Source organism: Acinetobacter pragensis (assembly GCF_001605895.1).
GTDB lineage: Bacteria > Pseudomonadota > Gammaproteobacteria > Pseudomonadales > Moraxellaceae > Acinetobacter > Acinetobacter pragensis.
On record NZ_LUAW01000026.1, the window covers coordinates 13,545 to 29,152 of the forward strand.

The following is a 15,608-nucleotide window of genomic DNA, read 5'->3' on the forward strand; positions in this document are numbered from 1 at the left end:
ATCCATACAAGCATCACGTGACATACCAACAAGCAAGCTCATATTAGCCCATGCCCACAGCATGGGCTTTTTTATGCCTATTCAATTTATACAAAAGAGGAATTCCACATGATCAAAGGTTTAGCAATTACACCGCCAATACTCGGACGAATCAGTATCGGCAAGATGGTTGAGAAAAATGGTAAACGCGTCCCTGAAAAGGATGACCAGTTTACCTTGACCTCCCAAATCCAAAACAAAGAGGGTTGGGTCAAACATCCATTGGATGAACAACTCCGTTCCAAAGCTCACAATCAAAAACTGCGAAGTATTCCAGTCCGTATGATCTTTAATGATCCTGAATTGAATCTACGTGCTGAGTACAGTTTATTTGACCGACAAACAGGACGTCCCGTGTGTATAGGCAATGGTGAAACCTGTCAGCGCTTAACCAATCAGGGAGTTGAGCATCATCCCTGTCCATCACCTGATTTATGCTCATTGGCACAAGGCGGGTTATGTAAGCCTTATGGTCGTCTGTATGTCAATTTAGATGAATCCGATGAACTTGGCACATTCATCTTTAGAACCACAGGTTTTAACAGTATTCGGACTTTAGCTGCACGACTGAGTTACTACCATGCGGCATCGAATGGTTTGCTGTCATGCCTACCTCTTCAACTCACTTTAAGAGGCAAGAGCACCACGCAAAGCTATCGAACACCTGTGTATTACGTGGATTTAACCTTACGAGATGGCACAAACCTTCAACAAGCGATTCAAACTGCTAAAGAGATTAACCAACAAAGTAAAACCGTAGGTTTTAATCAAAATGCCTTAGATGCAACAGCACGACTAGGCTTGAGTAATGCACAGTTTGAGGTGAATACGGAGGAAGGGTTGGATTTGGTTGAGGAGTTCTATACGGAAGAATCGTCTAAAGCTGAGCAACAGCCTATTGGTTCGAGATCCAAGACTATACCTAAGCTCAATCAAGATGATGGATTTGTACAGGATATGCAGAAAGGGTTGCAGGGGAGTGTGAGGGCAGTGAATTAGTTATTTTTTTACAGACCTCCTGATTATTTGAGCAGTAACGCTCGCATTATTGATTTGGAGTAAATTTCATGAATGCGTTTGTTGGACAAACTTTTCAAATGAATCAACTGATTAGTATTAAAGATGTCATTAAATTTGTTGGTGTGGGTAGATCAACAATTTATGAAATGATGGATGAATATTCACCTTACTATGATCCTACATTTCCCAAAAAAGTAAAAATAACTCAGAATCGTATTGGCTGGTCAGCTTATGAGATCCATCAATGGATTGAAAGTAAGTTGGCGAGTCGAGAATAAGGGATGCTCTTAGCTCCCTTATTTTTTTGTTTTCTTGTAGACTGAAAGTGTCTTTTAGCCTAAGTGTTCGTAATGAAAACAATAGACTACTACAATAATCATGCAGAAGAATTTACAGCTTCAACGTTTGAAGTTGATATGGAAAGCCTATATCAGCCATTTTTAGCTGAGTTTCCCGAAGGTACTCGGATTTTGGTGGCTATTCATCTGCTCATCTTGTGGAATCTGATCAAGTAAATCACCAAGTACCTGTGAATTACTTACATTATTGGTTGTAAGCTGAATAGCGTTTATTTACAGGAACTTAGCATCTATACCAATATGTAATTTACGCCATTGGCGACGATATTCAGGCTGATGTTTCTTTCGTTTCTATTCACCTTCACGTAGAAACTTTAAGCCAGTAGAGTCGACAAGTAGATTTAGCCCTTCAGTACTTTTTTGATAGCTAATCGCAATATCGATATGCTTTTGTCTTCTGCAAATAGTCGAATAATCTGGAGCTGTCTAAGCTAGACCACACAGTTTAATGAGACTTTGAACAAAGCGAGTGACCATGCGTAAAGATAGACAGAATAAAGATTCAATCATGAAACAGCATTGGATGACTGCATCAGAATAGGTTTGATTTCGACCATGTTTGCCTTTGGGTTGAGTATACTATTGAGTTTTGGGATCAAGCCAAATTGAGAGATTTCCTCGATATATTAGAGCGAAATTGGAGGATGACCAATTGGTTTTACGATAAATTTTAGGTGTAAGCTTATTCATTTGTGAATTATATTGCGAGATAAGACTTTATCGGTAGGGTTGTGCAACAAAGCTATCGAGCGATCTCTAAATCTGATATTTTAGTTCTTTTGCAATATTTATCTGTTTACTTTCATAAATTAGTAAAGTTAACTTTACTAATAAATTTTCATAAACATGTGGTATCTTGCAAAAATCGAAAAGAATAATAATTAGTCGAATACATAATGATTCTTTTGTTAAATTGTTATACATTTAACTATGTTAAAAATCATGTAAAGTTATAAAAATGACTGATCAAACAGTACTTAAAATTGAACAAGATGATAGTAATCACCCGCGAAAAGCCTTAATTGATAATATTAAAATCTGTGAAGAACGCAGGATTGATCTTTCTATTGTTGAGGAAATTTTTGAAAAAGAAGGGGTTGATGTAATTCATAGATGGAGTTCATTGACGGCTGCAGCCGCGAGTTGCGGTGATGACGCTGCATCTAATATTACAGAAAAAGTAGATAAACTTTTAACTAATCACATCTTGTATGATGACAAGCTCATCATGATTTTTGATCGTTTGCTCGATGGTGAATCAGATGAGTTTAATAATGCATTTAGTGAAGTCTATAGTGTAGATGATGCATTCGAGGACTCTGAATACATTGCAGATAGTAGTTATGATGTTGGAAATGATGTTTCGATCTATTGTTTTCAAATAATACGTGAAATATCAGAGCGTAAAGAATTAACAGAAAGCGATTTAGGTGAACTAGCCTCTGTCTTAGACAAATATAATCGTGTAATTGGTTATAGACCTGTCAAAGTGACTTGTTATGATGCTGTAATTGTAGATACGAAAAATAATCGTGTAATTTTACAGTTAGATTTGGGGAGTATTGTTTTAGCTAATGCTGTTGACAAATTTTTTCATAAGCTCATTACCAGTATTAACAAAGCTTTCGATGTTGCTGGCGTCACGAGCTGTCGTTTACCAGAAAAAGTTCAATACGAAAACCTTTATAACGCTATACAAAAATTCTATGATAATGACGAAGGAGAGGTAACATCTGCTTCATTCTCTACTTCAAAAAATAACCACCATGAAACTTTGAGAGATCGAGCTCGTGATATCCGAAAAGCTGAGTATCACTTAAGAGGCAAAGCTGCAGAAGAGGCTTTGGGTGGCAAAATTCGTCCATATCGCATCAGTAAGCGATTTGAAAGAGTAACAAATAAATGGCCTCAAGTTTATGCAGGAATACACTATCGATATTTCAATAAACCTGGTTTGAAAAGTTTATATGAAGCACATATTTTCGATATAAAATCTTATAAAGATTATAGTTTTATAATCGATAAGATATTAGCTAATAGATAAAAACCATGAACTATGAAATAAAAAACAGCTATTTTCATAAGATAATTAGGGATCAGAAATTTTCTGAATTCTCTGAAGTACGGTATAGCTGTTTTTTAATTCTAGATTATCTAATAGTGGCTGGCAGAGACCTAGAGGTCAGTTTTAGTTTTGATGAATTACGTGAAAATATTGATCAAAAGATCAGTGATGAGGATTTTATTACTAGCGTATTTTATTTGACCCGAGAGGATATCAAGATTCTTGATCAGGGTTTTTCAGCGTGGAAAGCAGTCGAAGATAGATACGTAGAAGTAAGAAAAGAGAAAGTGCTTAGAATGATCAATTCTAAACAGTTTTCACATCCATATACTGGAATAGAACTAACAGAAGATCAATTTTTCGAAGAGGTTATACCGTTTTTTGCCGTTACAAAGTATTTCTTGGATCATAAAAATGACTCAATATGATTCAAATCCTTTGCATGCTCATCCTTTAGTTCACACACTGATAAAAATCATAAATGTAGATTCGCATGAAGAATTTCTAAATCTTTTAGAAGATAAATTAGTACTTGCATCAGAAAAAGTTTGCTCATCTGCAAAGAAAAACTCATCCGTTAAAACATTTAATGAACTATGTGATTCTGCTAAAAGAAATATTCAGGATCCTAAAGAGTTAAAACTTCATTTAGAGCTATTAGAAAAGAAGTTAGAAGATGATATTTCCTGTCAAATTGCTCATATGTTAGATGAAAGTGGATTTATCGCTGAGCACGATCCAAATCACAATGGGCATGTTGATATTTTAGTACGAAGCCAAAACAAAAAATTTAAGTGGTTGGGTGAGGCTAAACTATATGGAGGAAAAAAATATAGTGAAAAAGGCTTATATCAGTTAGTAAATGACTATTCCCTTGGTAATCCGAACGAAAGTGGAGGCGTACTAATTTATTTAAATAGTACACAATACAATGTTATGGAAGTAGTTACACAATGGCAGGAGTATCTTCAGCAAATTTCAATTGATTCAGCTGCTAGACTGAAGAACTTTACTTATAACTATCGTGCCGACTATCCGCTAATTTTTGTTTCTGAGCATGATCATCATAAAACTGGTATCAAGTACAAGATTCGACATTGCTGTCTGGATATTAGAATAGATTTTTAACTCTAAAAGGTTCATTCGTGAATTTAGATAATTTAATAAAAATTACAACTGTTTTAGTTGCTTTAGTCCCATTTATTGTTTGGTTAGATATAGGTAAGCGTTTTACACATCGAAGAAAATTTTATTTAAGTAGGTTAGATGCTGTAAAAGAGTATCTTGATAATTACTATAGCTCTGATAAAGAAAAAATAGAAAGGGACTGTGCAGCACAGCTTTTAGTTGGATCTGAGAAAGCAGGGCACCTTGAAGTTGACTATGTGATTGCAAATTACCCACAGCGTTTTTTTATAGTAATTGAAGATGTGATTACTGCGAGAAAGTTGATAAAGATAGAAACTATTGAGGATAAAACCACCTTTGTAACTCGTTACACTAAATCACAACTCATTAAGTTAATGATTTTCCTTGCGGTTTCATATTTTCTATCACTTGTGATTTTGTACCTAAATGATATGTTAATTGCAATATTAACGTGGCTGCCTTATGTAAATCCTATTCCTGTAAATTCAAGTGTTTACTTTTTAGGATTTATTCTTTCTTTATCTTTATTCATTTTAACAATTTCTTCTATTTGGATATTTTTTTGGAGTGCGGATGCTGCTTTAAACATTTATAACAAGTTAAATGTAGAGTATCGCCCTGAAGAACCTGAAATTCAAACGTGAGCTTCAAGTTCTAACTGAGTATTAAATCCGTCACTCTTAGTATAGTTATGAGTGGCTTTTTCAACGATCCATTTCAGCTTATCTACTTCGCTTTTAAAGCTCTGTATCTTGATTGGGGACTCAGTACTGATCTCAAGTAGCCCATAGGCCAAATTGATGCTGAATCTCGCCATTTGACGCTTAATCTCAGCCATCTTCGCAGCACTGGCGCGTTCCGCTTCAGCTTTGTTGGCATAGGTTCCTTTTAAGTGTTTAACCTTGCCTTTATCCCCATTAACCACCTTTTCACGTTTGGCTTTGCCTGTGTCCTGATAACTGGCTGATACACCCGTATGGTCAGACTCGCGATCCTGTTAGCTATAACGGAATTGGTCGCCACTGTTCTTGGTCAAAGTAATGGTGGGTAAATCTTACCTAAAGCCGTCTTTGCACTGCCTGCTGTGAAGATCAAAAACCGATCTTTTTTCACCATTTTGTTTTGCCATCCATTGGAGTAGATTGAGATCCGATTCATTGGTTTGGTCTATATATTGAAGATCGACCTTTTATAAATCATCAGTCACAATTAAAGTTAAGTATTAACGTTACTTGAATTCTGTGGACATAGTACTGTCAGCGTGTTTCTTTAGTTATTAGAAGTTTATAAAGAAAGGGTAAAATTAGGGATAAATTAAGATTGATTTTTACTTAAGTTATTAAAATTACTTTAAACATTTCTTTGGTTCAACTGCCACCATCTCCATCTTTTAAATAAAACCGATTAAGCTGCTTCATCTTTAGATTCTGGTGTATATCGTTGTCCACTCATAAGGTTCTCTCCTATGCAAAAAGAATAGACGAAATTTGTCTAGGAGAGTGGTGGCAGTCCACAGGAAGAGAAATTTTAAATTTTTTACATCAGAGGTTTGGATTTGACTTATGTATGATTACCCGGGTAGAAGGTGATGATTGGATAGTATTGCAAACAGAAGACCATGGATACCATATTAAACCAGGTCAAGTTTTCAAATGGGCTGATTCATTTTGTTGCCATATGGTTAAAGGAAATGGTCCAAAAATTGCTCCTGCCTCAGAAAAAATTGAACTATATGCAAGTGCACCAATTAATAATCAGGTAAGTATTAAATCTTATATTGGCCAACCTATAACCAATGAGGATGGTAGCTTATTTGGAACATTATGTGCTATTCATCCTAAAACAAAATCTGAAAATATAAGTCAAGATATAGCTATAATAGAATTATTAGGAGATTTACTTAGTAGAATACTTCAAGCTGAATTACGTCAATTCAAGCAAATTAATGAGTTTAAAAGTTTAAGAAAAAAAGTATTTAAAGATGATTTGACTGGTTTATACAATAGAAGAGCTTGGGAAGAATTCTTAGAAAAGGAAGAAGAGCGATGTAAACGGTATGGTCATCCAGCAGCAATTTTTTTTATTGATATAAATGATTTGAAACAAGTTAATGATAGTTTGGGGCATTCGGCTGGTGATCATTTAATACAGTGTGCTGCAAATGTGCTTGTGAATACAGTGCGCAGTAATGATATTATTGCTAGATTAGGTGGAGATGAATTTGTAATTTTAAGTATGGAAAATAACTCAGTAGGGGCTGAAATTCTTTTAAAAAGAATTCTAGATGCTTTTTGTGAGGTTGATATTAGTATAGCTATTGGTTTTTCAATGAGAGTTCCAAATAAAGGTTTACTATTTGCAGCAGAACAAGCTGATAAAAAAATGTATATGCATAAGAAAAAATTAAAGTCTAAATTAATTTTTTAATATAACGTAAATATTTAATTTACTGATGTCGTAATACATACATTTAAATTTAAGACTATTTAGGAAAACACAATTCAAAGCATATACCTTTTGCGCTATTGACTGCCTGATACATTCCCTGATGAAGCGTTAAAATGGATGCAACAATCGATAGGCCTAAACCACCCGTTTGATGAGGACTTTGTCTGCTGGAATTGCACTGATAAAAACGCTCAAAGAGATGAGGCAAATGCTCAGGGGCAACTTCCAAACCACTTGTGATTACAGATAATGTAATCATCTGCATATTATTAATGATCTTTCGGTGGCTAAGTACATAAATAGTTCGGTGATTGCCGCCGTGAACGAGCGCATTTGATATCAGATTATACAGCGCTTGTTGTAACAGTTCAGGATCTGCCGATAACTCAGTCGCTTCAAGACTTAAAACAAAATTGCAGTGTTGTTCTTCGGCTTGATACTCGAAAATACTGAATATATCTTCTATAAATGATTGAAGTTGAATCTTCTGTTTGTTTAAGCAAACTTTGTGCGCATCTGCGCGTGCTAGAAATAACATGCTGTCAATCATCCGTTTAAAACGTTGATAGTCCTCTAAGTTGGAAATCAAGAGTTCCTGATACTGTGCGGGACTACGTTCACTCATGAGTAAAATTTCGGTTTGCCCGATTAAATTATTCAAAGGTGTTCTGAATTCATGAGCAATGTCTTCGGAAAAACGATTCAGTTGGCTATATCCTAGTTCAATACGGCCAAGCATGGCGTTAATATCGGAAGCTAATTGTTCGATCTCTTGAGGAGGATGATTCAGATTAAGTCTCTGTTCAAGTTTGTGAATACTAATAGCATGAGTTTGTTTGCGTAGTGTTCTTAATGCGTTCAATCCGAAACGGCTGGCAATCGCGCAAAGTATGAAAATGGCTAGAATGCCGCTAAACACATAGATAAAAAGACGTTTTTTAAAAGGCGAGATAATCGCTAAACGTTCCGACCACTGCTTGCCTGCAATTAATAGATAGGGTTGTCGATTAATTTGAATAGTTTTCCATGCAATACGGGTGGGATAAGCATAAGCTGATAAATCACGGAATTGAATCTGAGGCTGGTGGATAAATTCAGGCAGTGGAATGCCAAGAGGATTAATATTGATCAGAGCCTGATTCCCTTTAAGCAATACAAATAGATTGTCCTGATTGCCGAGCATATTTTGATACAGCTTCGGCTGCGCGATAATCTGCTCAATATTGCGACTGTCCTGCAATAAAATTTCCAGACGTTCAATACGTTCAACCAAAGCCCGATCTTGCTGTGCAATTAGAATCTGGTTGATGCCAAGATAAGTCATCAACGCCACAGTACACAGAACCATCGCAGCACAAGTGGTAGCCAGTAGTGTTAATCGTAGTTCTAAAGAGCGAATGGGGTTAAACATTATTTGTCTGCCGAAATTTTATAGCCCAAACCGCGAACAGTATGAATTAACTTTATCTCATGTCCCTCATCAATTTTACTGCGTAAACGTCGCACAGCCACATCAATAAAATTAGTATCGGTATCAAAATTGATTTGCCAGACTTCAGATGCTATTTGCCTGCGCGTAATAATTTCATTCGGATGGCGCAGTAAGAAGTGCAAAAGATTGAATTCTTTTTTACTGAGCTCTATAGGCTGCTGGTTACGCCAGACTTTATGATGGATTAAATCCAATTTTAAATTTGCAATTTCTAATTGATTTTCCTCTACATACTGCTGACGTCTAAGTAGACTTTTAATTCGGGCCAGTAATTCAATATAAGAAAAAGGTTTGGCTAGATAATCATCGGCGCCTAGTTCCAAACCTTTGACCCGATCAATCACCTGGTCTTTTGCGGTAAGAAAAATTACTGGAATCTTAGAAAATTGTCGCAATACTTTCAGGACTGCCCAGCCATCGATATCGGGCAACATCACATCTAATATGACCAGACTATATGCATGCATTTTTAACTTTTCCAAGCCTTCTAGCCCTGAATGGACACATTGCGCCTCATAGCCAGATTCATTTAACCCTTTAACCAGATATGAGGCGATTTTCACTTCATCTTCGATAATTAGAATACACATTTTGTTCAGGCTCATTTTGAAGATGACAACTTTGTAATGTGATTGTCATGATCTAAATCATTCAGATTGTATAAGATTTTTAAAACTTAATTCAGGGCAATCATGATGAACAAACTCAAAGGGCTTATTGCAACAGTAATGCTGGTGAGTAGCAGTACTTTTGCACAATCCGTTCAATTGAATCAAGTTTATTCACTTGATTCTCAGGCAGCACAAACTCTTATTGATGCTGCTGTGATCGCATGTCAAAAAATACAGCATAACATTGCCGTGGTAGTGGTGGATCGGGGAGGAAATACCTTGATATCAAATAGGCATGAAACTGTCGGACCGCATAATTTGGGCGCAGCTGAAAAGAAAGCCTATACCGCTTTATCCACTAAAACGGCGACCATGTTGTTAAGTCAAAATGCCCATGAAAACAAGGATACAAAAAATTTAACCACCCTATCAAATTTACTTTTGTTAGGTGGCGGCGTACCTGTGCGTTATGAGAGTCAAGTGGTCGGCGCCATTGGCGTTGCCGGAGCAGGGGGCGCAAAAAATGACCATTACTGCGCTGAAACAGCTGTTAAGTCTATTTTCAATCCTTAAGGAATCCATCATGTTTAAAAAATTATTGCCACTTTCAACACTATTGTTGACCTCAATGACTTTTGCACAAACTAACCCCTTAAGTGTACATGTGTTGAATCTAGAAAATGGTCTACCTTCAGCTCAAGTCGAGGTGGTACTCGAAAAAAGTACTGGGAATAAATGGGTGAAGTTAAATCAGCAATATACTGGCCCTAATGGCCGTATTACTGGATTGTTTCCTGAAAATCAGAAGCTTGAAGCTGGTATTTATAAAGTTACCTTTAAAACGGAGGACTGGTTTAAAAAAAATAAGCAAGATACCTTCTTTCCTGAAGTTCCTGTAATTTTTAAGGTAGATGGAAGTGTCAGCCATTATCATATTCCTCTACTTCTAAGTCCTTATGGATATTCGACTTATAGAGGCAACTAAGATTTAAAAGGGCTAGTCTAACTAGCCCTATTATTTGTGTTTAGTCCGTAAACTAGAGAAAATCACAAAAAATTCATGATCGTATTATTATGCTTTTAGTTGAATTAAAGTTGACTCAAGTTATGTAAATGAGTTGATAGAACTTATTGAAGCTTCATAGTAATTAAAATGAGAATGGCATGAACCAATTTTCTGAAGAAGACTTATCCAGAATTATCGAAATGGCCTGGGAGGATCGAACCCCATTTGAAGCCATTCAATGTGAGTTTGGTTTGAACGAAGCGGCAGTGATCCGCTTGATGCGGCAAAATATGAAACCCAGTAGCTTTAAAATGTGGCGTGCACGTGTGACAGGCCGAAAAACCAAGCATCTGCAGCTGCGTTTACCTGATGTGATACGGGCCTATTGTTCACGCCAATACAAGCGTTTCTAAGTGTTTGATTTTGATTACCGTCTGGACTCACGTTTACATCGTTCAGAACAATATTGTACTTCCTCCCAGCAGCGGTACCATTTCTTGCGCCAAGTAAAAGGGCGCAAACAGTGGATACAGATTTTTTCAGGGAGATGCTGTTTTTTCATCGTTTATAACTCATTGATCTGGCTAAGAAGTTGCTGGGCATGGCTGATAATCTGATGCCGATCTTTAAGTTTATCTAGCTGTCGATAGATCATGCCCATACGTGGATGAGTACGAAATTTCGCCTCATTCCGGATCATAAAATACCAGTACAGGCTATTGAACGGACAGCTATCTAGCTCTGTGCGAGTTTTGACATTGTAGCTACAGTGCTTACAGTAATCGGACATCTTATGGATGTAATTGCCCGAGGCCGCATAGGGTTTGCTGGCCATCAAGCCGCTATCGGCATGCATCACCATACCCAGCGTGTTCGGTAGTTCTACCCATTCATAGGCATCGGCATAGACTGCCAGATACCACTCGCTGATCTGCTGCGGGTCTACACCAGTTAATAAGGCAAAATTTCCAGTCACCATCAAACGCTGGATATGATGTGCATAGGCATGCTGAAAAGTATTACGGAAACACTCAGCCATACAGTTCATCCGAGTACGGCCAGTCCAGTAAAATTGTGGCAATGGTGCTGAGTGCTGCAGTGCATTGCGGCTGGCATATTCTGGCATGTACAGCCAGTAAATTCCGCGAACATATTCGCGCCAGCCGAGAATTTGTCGGATAAAACCTTCCACTGCATTCAGTGGTGCATGACCGGCATGGTATGCAGCTTCTGCCGCATCACAGACTTCTTTAGGTAGTAGCAGACCACAGTTCAGATAAGGTGAGAGCAGGCTGTGAAACAGCATGTCTGAGTCTTGAACCATGGCATCTTGATAATCGCCAAAATGTGGCAAACTGTGGGTAATGAAATGCTCCAGTGCAAGCAGAGCATTGCTACGTGTGGTGCCCCAGCGGAAGTTGTCAAGGCTGCCAGAGTGACGGGAAAATTCACGTTCAACTAATTCAAGCACGTCCAGATCAATCTGATCGTGTTCAAAGTGAAGTGGTGCAGGCAAAGGGGGATTGCCAGCCCAGGTCTTACGATTGGCACTGTCATAGTTCCACTGTTCTCCAAAGGGCTGCTGTCCCTGCATCAAGTAACCGGTCTGCTTGCGCATTTCCCGGTAAAAATATTCCATACGCAGTGTCTGGTAGCGGCTGGCCCAGTGCCGGAACTGCTCCGGACTACAGAAAAAACGTTCATCATTCAGGCATTGTACTGGCAATTGCAGCTGCTGGCTCCAATACTGTTCAATCTGCTGCTGTAAACGATATTCCCCGCAGTGCGTAATGACCAGTTCTGTGACTGGTAAGAGTTGCTGTTGTGACTCTACGAAATCCAGCAGGCTACGAATCGGACTATCAGATTGAAAAGCATGGTAACGTACACGCCAGCCTTCTGCTTTGAGTTCTTTGGCAAAATGACGCATGGCGCTAAAAATCAGGGCAATTTTCTGCGGATGATGGGCGACATAAGTGGCTTCCTCAACAACTTCGGCCATCAGGATCACATCCCGGATACGATCTAGCGCTTTGAGCGTAGCAAGCTGATGATGAAGCTGGTCACCCAGAATTAAACCGAAACGCATAGCCATTCCAGACCCTATGAAAGATAGCGCAGTGTAAGTCAAGACAGTTCAATTTTTTGTGAAAATAAAGATCATTCTGCATGTTGAATCAATCCAACTAGACCAGATGGCCCGCTGACATCGCTCAGAAATGATGAGTACTGCTATAACAAAATATTCATCCCTACAATGCTAAAGCCAGTTGATGAAACTCGCTTTACATGATTTCTTAATACATGAGTAGTGTGAAAATTATGTGATTTTAATCAAAAAGATACAAATTATTATGGTTGTAATTCAAGTAGCTCACGCCTAGTATCTGGCTTGAAGTTACTCCATGTGAGCTTCCTTAGTTTTGTCCCATACACCCCTCTGTATGGGATTTTTTTATCAGGGAATTGTCATGAGCATGCATTCAAAAGCGTATATTTTTAGACAGCAGCAATTACTAGTGGATGAGCATTTTCAGTTGCCGCAGGTAGAAAGACTGCAGCACGACCTAAACCTGTCGGAAAATTGCGAGATCATTGCTCGTGACCTGAAAGAAGACGAACCGGTGCCGGAAGGTTATCAGCTGGTTCCAATCCGGCAACTGGTGCAAGTCTGGAGCAGACCGCAGTTTGAACAGGCTAGCCGTGCGGTACAGTTACTGGAATGGCGCCGTAACCACCGCTTTTGCAGTAAATGCGGTCACGCCACCCAGCAGCATGTCAGCCAGTATGCCATGATCTGTCCATCCTGTGGCTATAACCAGTATCCGCGGGTGAATCCCTGTGTGATTACCATCATTACCCGAGGTACAGATGAAATTCTGCTGGCAAAAAATGCTCGCAACAAAACCCAGATGTACAGCCTGATTGCAGGCTTTGTTGAAGTTGGAGAAACCCTGGAAGAGGCAGTAAGCCGTGAAACGCTGGAAGAGGTGGGACTACAAATCAAAAATATTCAATATCTAGCCAGTCAGCCGTGGCCGTTTCCCAGCAATCTGATGATGGCCTTCAAGGCAGAATATCAGGGAGGGGAAATTCAGATTCAAGAAAATGAACTCAGCGATGCGCAATTTTTTAAATTTAATCAGTTACCCGAGATTCCGTTCAAGGGCAGTATCGCCTATGCCATGATTCAGCATGTGATACATGGAACGCCTGTTGCAGATGACAGTAAAGAATGGCTTTGAAATTTAAAAAGAGAAATGTTTTAATATTTAGATGATAATTTCAGGCTGAAATAAGAGCGGAAATATAGAAAAGGAACTCTCAGCACTTGCCACGGACTTTGCCCGTTTTCATTCTATAGACTGAAATAAAGAGCTTGGCAATGATGGTGCTGCATGGTTTTTAGTGTGGTGTCATCGGTTCGACCATGTGGATGTGCTGTATTTTGCAGACCCCTATAAACAGATGCCGTCCTGAATAGGTTGGGAATAATTTAGATAATCTTGAAAATTTTTCCACTTGAAGTACTTTGGAAAAACATATCAAAGCTAGGTCGAATATCTTCACCATCCACGGTTATATATTTGACATGGGAGTAAGACTGGCTAGCGTCAAAATGGTGATTAACTGTGGCCTGAATAGAATATTTGATACCGAATTGATCTTTTATATTTAGATTTTGTTTAAGCATTTAGATATACCTTGAAGAACAGCACGAAAGATAAACGATTACATGGCTTGATTATTCATAAATTTTTAAGTTAAATAACTTTATGATTTAACTTAAATAATTGATTCATAGAGATATAAAATGTACGACTATCTAAATTTAAATCTACTTCAACGCCAGATTCTAGACGTACTTTTTTACCAACTTCGATCGTTTTAAACCCTTCACGTGTATTTTGCATTTTATTTAAAGGGATTAACGAGACAATAATTTCAGTACCATTTGTAGATTTTGCCACTAATTCATTATTTTTTAACAATGTGTATCCTATTTTTGTGAATTTTTCGAAGAATATGATTAACAACTTTTGAATTAAAAAAGTACAGTGACGTACTTTTTTAATTCATCTAATTACTTAGACCGCAGTAATATTAACTGCGTTTGGTCCTTTTTGACCTTGAGCGATGCTGAATTCAACTTGTTGACCTTCAAATAAGGTTTTAAAACCTGAACTGGCAATTTCACTGAAGTGAGCAAAAACGTCTGGACCAGATTCTTGTTGAATAAAACCAAAACCTTTAGTTTCATTGAACCACTTAACCGTACCTTTAACAATATTTGAGTTTGACATAATAAATCTTACTGATTTTTTAATAATTTTAGCCATTTTATTGACTGCTGATAACTTGGAAAATAATAATGAATGAGACTTAAAATCTAAAAAAACGAAGGATTATGAATAAAACGACGATACTTAACAGAGATTGAATGAAACAAGATTTTTTTCTAGTTAAGATCACTATACATTAAAAATAAATTTAATCAAGTTTTTTTATATGTATATTTGATTATCTTATAAAAGGGATCTGAATCTGGAAAGAGTTTGTTGATCTGGTTGACTTTTTTTAACAAGTCTATCGACAGCATTGATACAGAAAAAACTAATTTACCGCTTAAAAATGGGATCCAATAAAAAATGATTATACCTTTTTTTCAGGCTATAAAATTGAAATTTTGCCTACATTCGCCCTGCATTTGATCTTCACGCTTTGTTCACATCTAGCTGGGTTATCTTAATCCTGAGATCCAACAAGGCTAAAAAATGAAGATGCGATTTAAGTCTGCTTTTGCAGCGATAGCACTGTCTATCATCAGCTTAAATACAACGACTCAAGCAGAAACTGCTGCGCCTCAGGCAGTAGATCGGGTAGATATACAGAAGTATGCCGGTAAATGGTATGAAATTGCGCATTTACCGATGTATTTTCAGCGTAAATGTATAGCTAATATCACGGCACAATATAGCGTCAATGCCGATCAAACTATCAGGGTATTGAATAGCTGCCGAATTGCCAATGGCGAGATAATTAGCTCTGAAGGTGTTGCGTATTCGCAAAATCAGGGGAACAGTAAACTGAAGGTCAGCTTTTTGCCTAAAGGTTTAAGATGGATCCCCTTTACTAAAGGTCATTACTGGCTATTACGAGTAGACCCGGAATATAAAGTGGCACTCGTGGGGGGCCCAAGTAATAAATACCTATGGATTTTGTCACGTGAACCGCAACTAGATGAAGCAACTTATCAGTCATATATAGACACTGCGAAAGATTATGGCTATGACGTGACAAAACTTATCAAATTGCCTCATTAATCTGCTAACCTTTTGCCGAACTGATAAATCTCTCTACAGTTCGGTTTTTTTTCCTTACTTCACATAAAATTCATACCTGACTGATTACACTCATC

At 37.7% G+C, this 15,608-nt stretch carries 20 protein-coding genes and 2 pseudogenes; 13 read left to right on the forward strand and 9 right to left on the reverse strand.

What is annotated here, in order from left to right; all coding sequences use genetic code 11:
* Positions 1-108 precede the first annotated feature (108 nt).
* From AZH43_RS12005 to AZH43_RS18155, 3 genes and pseudogenes are all read left to right on the forward strand, one after another.
* Positions 109-1,038 carry a recombination directionality factor gene (locus AZH43_RS12005; protein ID WP_067670003.1) on the forward strand — a complete coding sequence of 310 codons (930 nt, stop codon included), beginning with the start codon at positions 109-111 and terminating at the stop codon, positions 1,036-1,038.
* A gap of 68 nt (positions 1,039-1,106) precedes the next feature.
* Entirely contained in the window at positions 1,107-1,337 is a 231-nt protein-coding gene (locus AZH43_RS12010) for a helix-turn-helix transcriptional regulator (protein WP_067670005.1), read from the forward strand.
* Between the two features lie 72 nt (positions 1,338-1,409).
* Positions 1,410-1,532, forward strand: a pseudogene (locus AZH43_RS18155) (SAM-dependent methyltransferase); the annotation flags it as partial.
* 3 nt (positions 1,533-1,535) lie between these two features.
* Here the strand turns inward: AZH43_RS18155 and AZH43_RS18160 are convergent.
* A pseudogene (locus AZH43_RS18160) lies at positions 1,536-2,108 on the reverse strand (IS5 family transposase); the annotation flags it as partial.
* Between the two features lie 268 nt (positions 2,109-2,376).
* Here AZH43_RS18160 and AZH43_RS12015 point away from each other — a divergent pair.
* The 4 genes from AZH43_RS12015 to AZH43_RS12030 are packed head-to-tail and all read left to right on the forward strand — an operon-like array spanning position 2,377 to position 5,276.
* The gene (locus AZH43_RS12015) at positions 2,377-3,462 is read left to right on the forward strand and encodes a hypothetical protein (RefSeq protein WP_067670008.1); all 1,086 of its coding nucleotides are present in this window, start codon (positions 2,377-2,379) and stop codon (positions 3,460-3,462) included.
* 5 nt (positions 3,463-3,467) lie between these two features.
* Positions 3,468-3,911: a hypothetical protein gene (locus AZH43_RS12020; protein ID WP_067670010.1), complete on the forward strand. Its 444-nt coding sequence runs from the start codon at positions 3,468-3,470 to the stop codon at positions 3,909-3,911.
* Positions 3,898-4,611: a hypothetical protein gene (locus AZH43_RS12025; RefSeq protein WP_004984375.1), complete on the forward strand. Its 714-nt coding sequence runs from the start codon at positions 3,898-3,900 to the stop codon at positions 4,609-4,611. The genes AZH43_RS12020 and AZH43_RS12025 overlap by 14 nt, the downstream gene beginning before the upstream one ends.
* Positions 4,612-4,628: 17 nt before the next feature.
* The gene (locus tag AZH43_RS12030) at positions 4,629-5,276 is read left to right on the forward strand and encodes a hypothetical protein (RefSeq protein WP_067670012.1); all 648 of its coding nucleotides are present in this window, start codon (positions 4,629-4,631) and stop codon (positions 5,274-5,276) included.
* Here the strand turns inward: AZH43_RS12030 and AZH43_RS18905 are convergent.
* Complete coding sequence (locus tag AZH43_RS18905) at positions 5,267-5,557, reverse strand: hypothetical protein (RefSeq protein WP_227509814.1); 291 nt, start codon at positions 5,555-5,557, stop codon at positions 5,267-5,269. The genes AZH43_RS12030 and AZH43_RS18905 overlap by 10 nt on opposite strands.
* A 560-nt stretch (positions 5,558-6,117) precedes the next feature.
* Here AZH43_RS18905 and AZH43_RS12040 point away from each other — a divergent pair.
* A complete protein-coding gene (locus AZH43_RS12040) occupies positions 6,118-7,059 on the forward strand; it encodes a sensor domain-containing diguanylate cyclase (protein ID WP_106386941.1) in 942 nt (313 codons plus the stop codon).
* A gap of 55 nt (positions 7,060-7,114) precedes the next feature.
* Here AZH43_RS12040 and AZH43_RS12045 read toward each other — a convergent pair whose 3' ends face one another.
* Both AZH43_RS12045 and AZH43_RS12050 read right to left on the reverse strand, forming a co-directional pair.
* Positions 7,115-8,491 carry a heavy metal sensor histidine kinase gene (locus tag AZH43_RS12045; RefSeq protein WP_081406815.1) on the reverse strand — a complete coding sequence of 459 codons (1,377 nt, stop codon included), beginning with the start codon at positions 8,489-8,491 and terminating at the stop codon, positions 7,115-7,117.
* Entirely contained in the window at positions 8,491-9,162 is a 672-nt protein-coding gene (locus tag AZH43_RS12050) for a heavy metal response regulator transcription factor (protein WP_067670015.1), read from the reverse strand. The genes AZH43_RS12045 and AZH43_RS12050 overlap by 1 nt, the downstream gene beginning before the upstream one ends.
* Positions 9,163-9,267: 105 nt before the next feature.
* Here AZH43_RS12050 and AZH43_RS12055 point away from each other — a divergent pair, with 105 nt between their 5' ends.
* The 3 genes from AZH43_RS12055 to AZH43_RS12065 all read left to right on the forward strand — a co-directional run bounded on the left by AZH43_RS12055 (position 9,268) and on the right by AZH43_RS12065 (position 10,602).
* Positions 9,268-9,756 (forward strand): GlcG/HbpS family heme-binding protein, encoded by a 489-nt coding sequence (locus AZH43_RS12055; protein WP_067670080.1) that lies wholly within the window; start codon positions 9,268-9,270, stop codon positions 9,754-9,756.
* Between the two features lie 10 nt (positions 9,757-9,766).
* Positions 9,767-10,168, forward strand: a complete 402-nt coding sequence (gene uraH, locus AZH43_RS12060) for a hydroxyisourate hydrolase (protein WP_004981585.1) — start codon at positions 9,767-9,769, stop codon at positions 10,166-10,168.
* Between the two features lie 179 nt (positions 10,169-10,347).
* Complete coding sequence (locus tag AZH43_RS12065) at positions 10,348-10,602, forward strand: TIGR03643 family protein (protein WP_058952279.1); 255 nt, start codon at positions 10,348-10,350, stop codon at positions 10,600-10,602.
* Positions 10,603-10,616: 14 nt separating this feature from the next.
* Here AZH43_RS12065 and AZH43_RS18165 read toward each other — a convergent pair whose 3' ends face one another.
* Positions 10,617-10,751 carry a DUF2256 domain-containing protein gene (locus AZH43_RS18165; RefSeq protein ID WP_080632296.1) on the reverse strand — a complete coding sequence of 45 codons (135 nt, stop codon included), beginning with the start codon at positions 10,749-10,751 and terminating at the stop codon, positions 10,617-10,619.
* A 3-nt stretch (positions 10,752-10,754) separates the two neighbouring features.
* Positions 10,755-12,278, reverse strand: coding sequence for a cryptochrome/photolyase family protein (locus AZH43_RS12070; RefSeq protein WP_067670016.1), 1,524 nt, complete (start codon positions 12,276-12,278; stop codon positions 10,755-10,757).
* Positions 12,279-12,660: 382 nt separating this feature from the next.
* Between AZH43_RS12070 and nudC the strand changes: the two genes are divergently transcribed.
* The gene (nudC, locus tag AZH43_RS12075) at positions 12,661-13,434 is read left to right on the forward strand and encodes an NAD(+) diphosphatase (RefSeq protein ID WP_067670018.1); all 774 of its coding nucleotides are present in this window, start codon (positions 12,661-12,663) and stop codon (positions 13,432-13,434) included.
* Positions 13,435-13,685: 251 nt separating this feature from the next.
* Here the strand turns inward: nudC and AZH43_RS12080 are convergent, their stop codons facing one another.
* The 3 genes from AZH43_RS12080 to AZH43_RS12090 all read right to left on the reverse strand — a co-directional run bounded on the left by AZH43_RS12080 (position 13,686) and on the right by AZH43_RS12090 (position 14,493).
* Complete coding sequence (locus AZH43_RS12080) at positions 13,686-13,883, reverse strand: hypothetical protein (RefSeq protein WP_067670020.1); 198 nt, start codon at positions 13,881-13,883, stop codon at positions 13,686-13,688.
* A 70-nt stretch (positions 13,884-13,953) separates the two neighbouring features.
* The gene (locus AZH43_RS12085) at positions 13,954-14,181 is read right to left on the reverse strand and encodes a hypothetical protein (protein ID WP_067670022.1); all 228 of its coding nucleotides are present in this window, start codon (positions 14,179-14,181) and stop codon (positions 13,954-13,956) included.
* A 96-nt stretch (positions 14,182-14,277) separates the two neighbouring features.
* A complete protein-coding gene (locus AZH43_RS12090; RefSeq protein WP_067670082.1) occupies positions 14,278-14,493 on the reverse strand; it encodes a cold-shock protein in 216 nt (71 codons plus the stop codon).
* A gap of 471 nt (positions 14,494-14,964) precedes the next feature.
* Here AZH43_RS12090 and AZH43_RS12095 point away from each other — a divergent pair, with 471 nt between their 5' ends.
* Positions 14,965-15,513: a lipocalin family protein gene (locus AZH43_RS12095; RefSeq protein ID WP_067670024.1), complete on the forward strand. Its 549-nt coding sequence runs from the start codon at positions 14,965-14,967 to the stop codon at positions 15,511-15,513.
* The last annotated feature ends 95 nt before the right edge of the window (positions 15,514-15,608 follow it).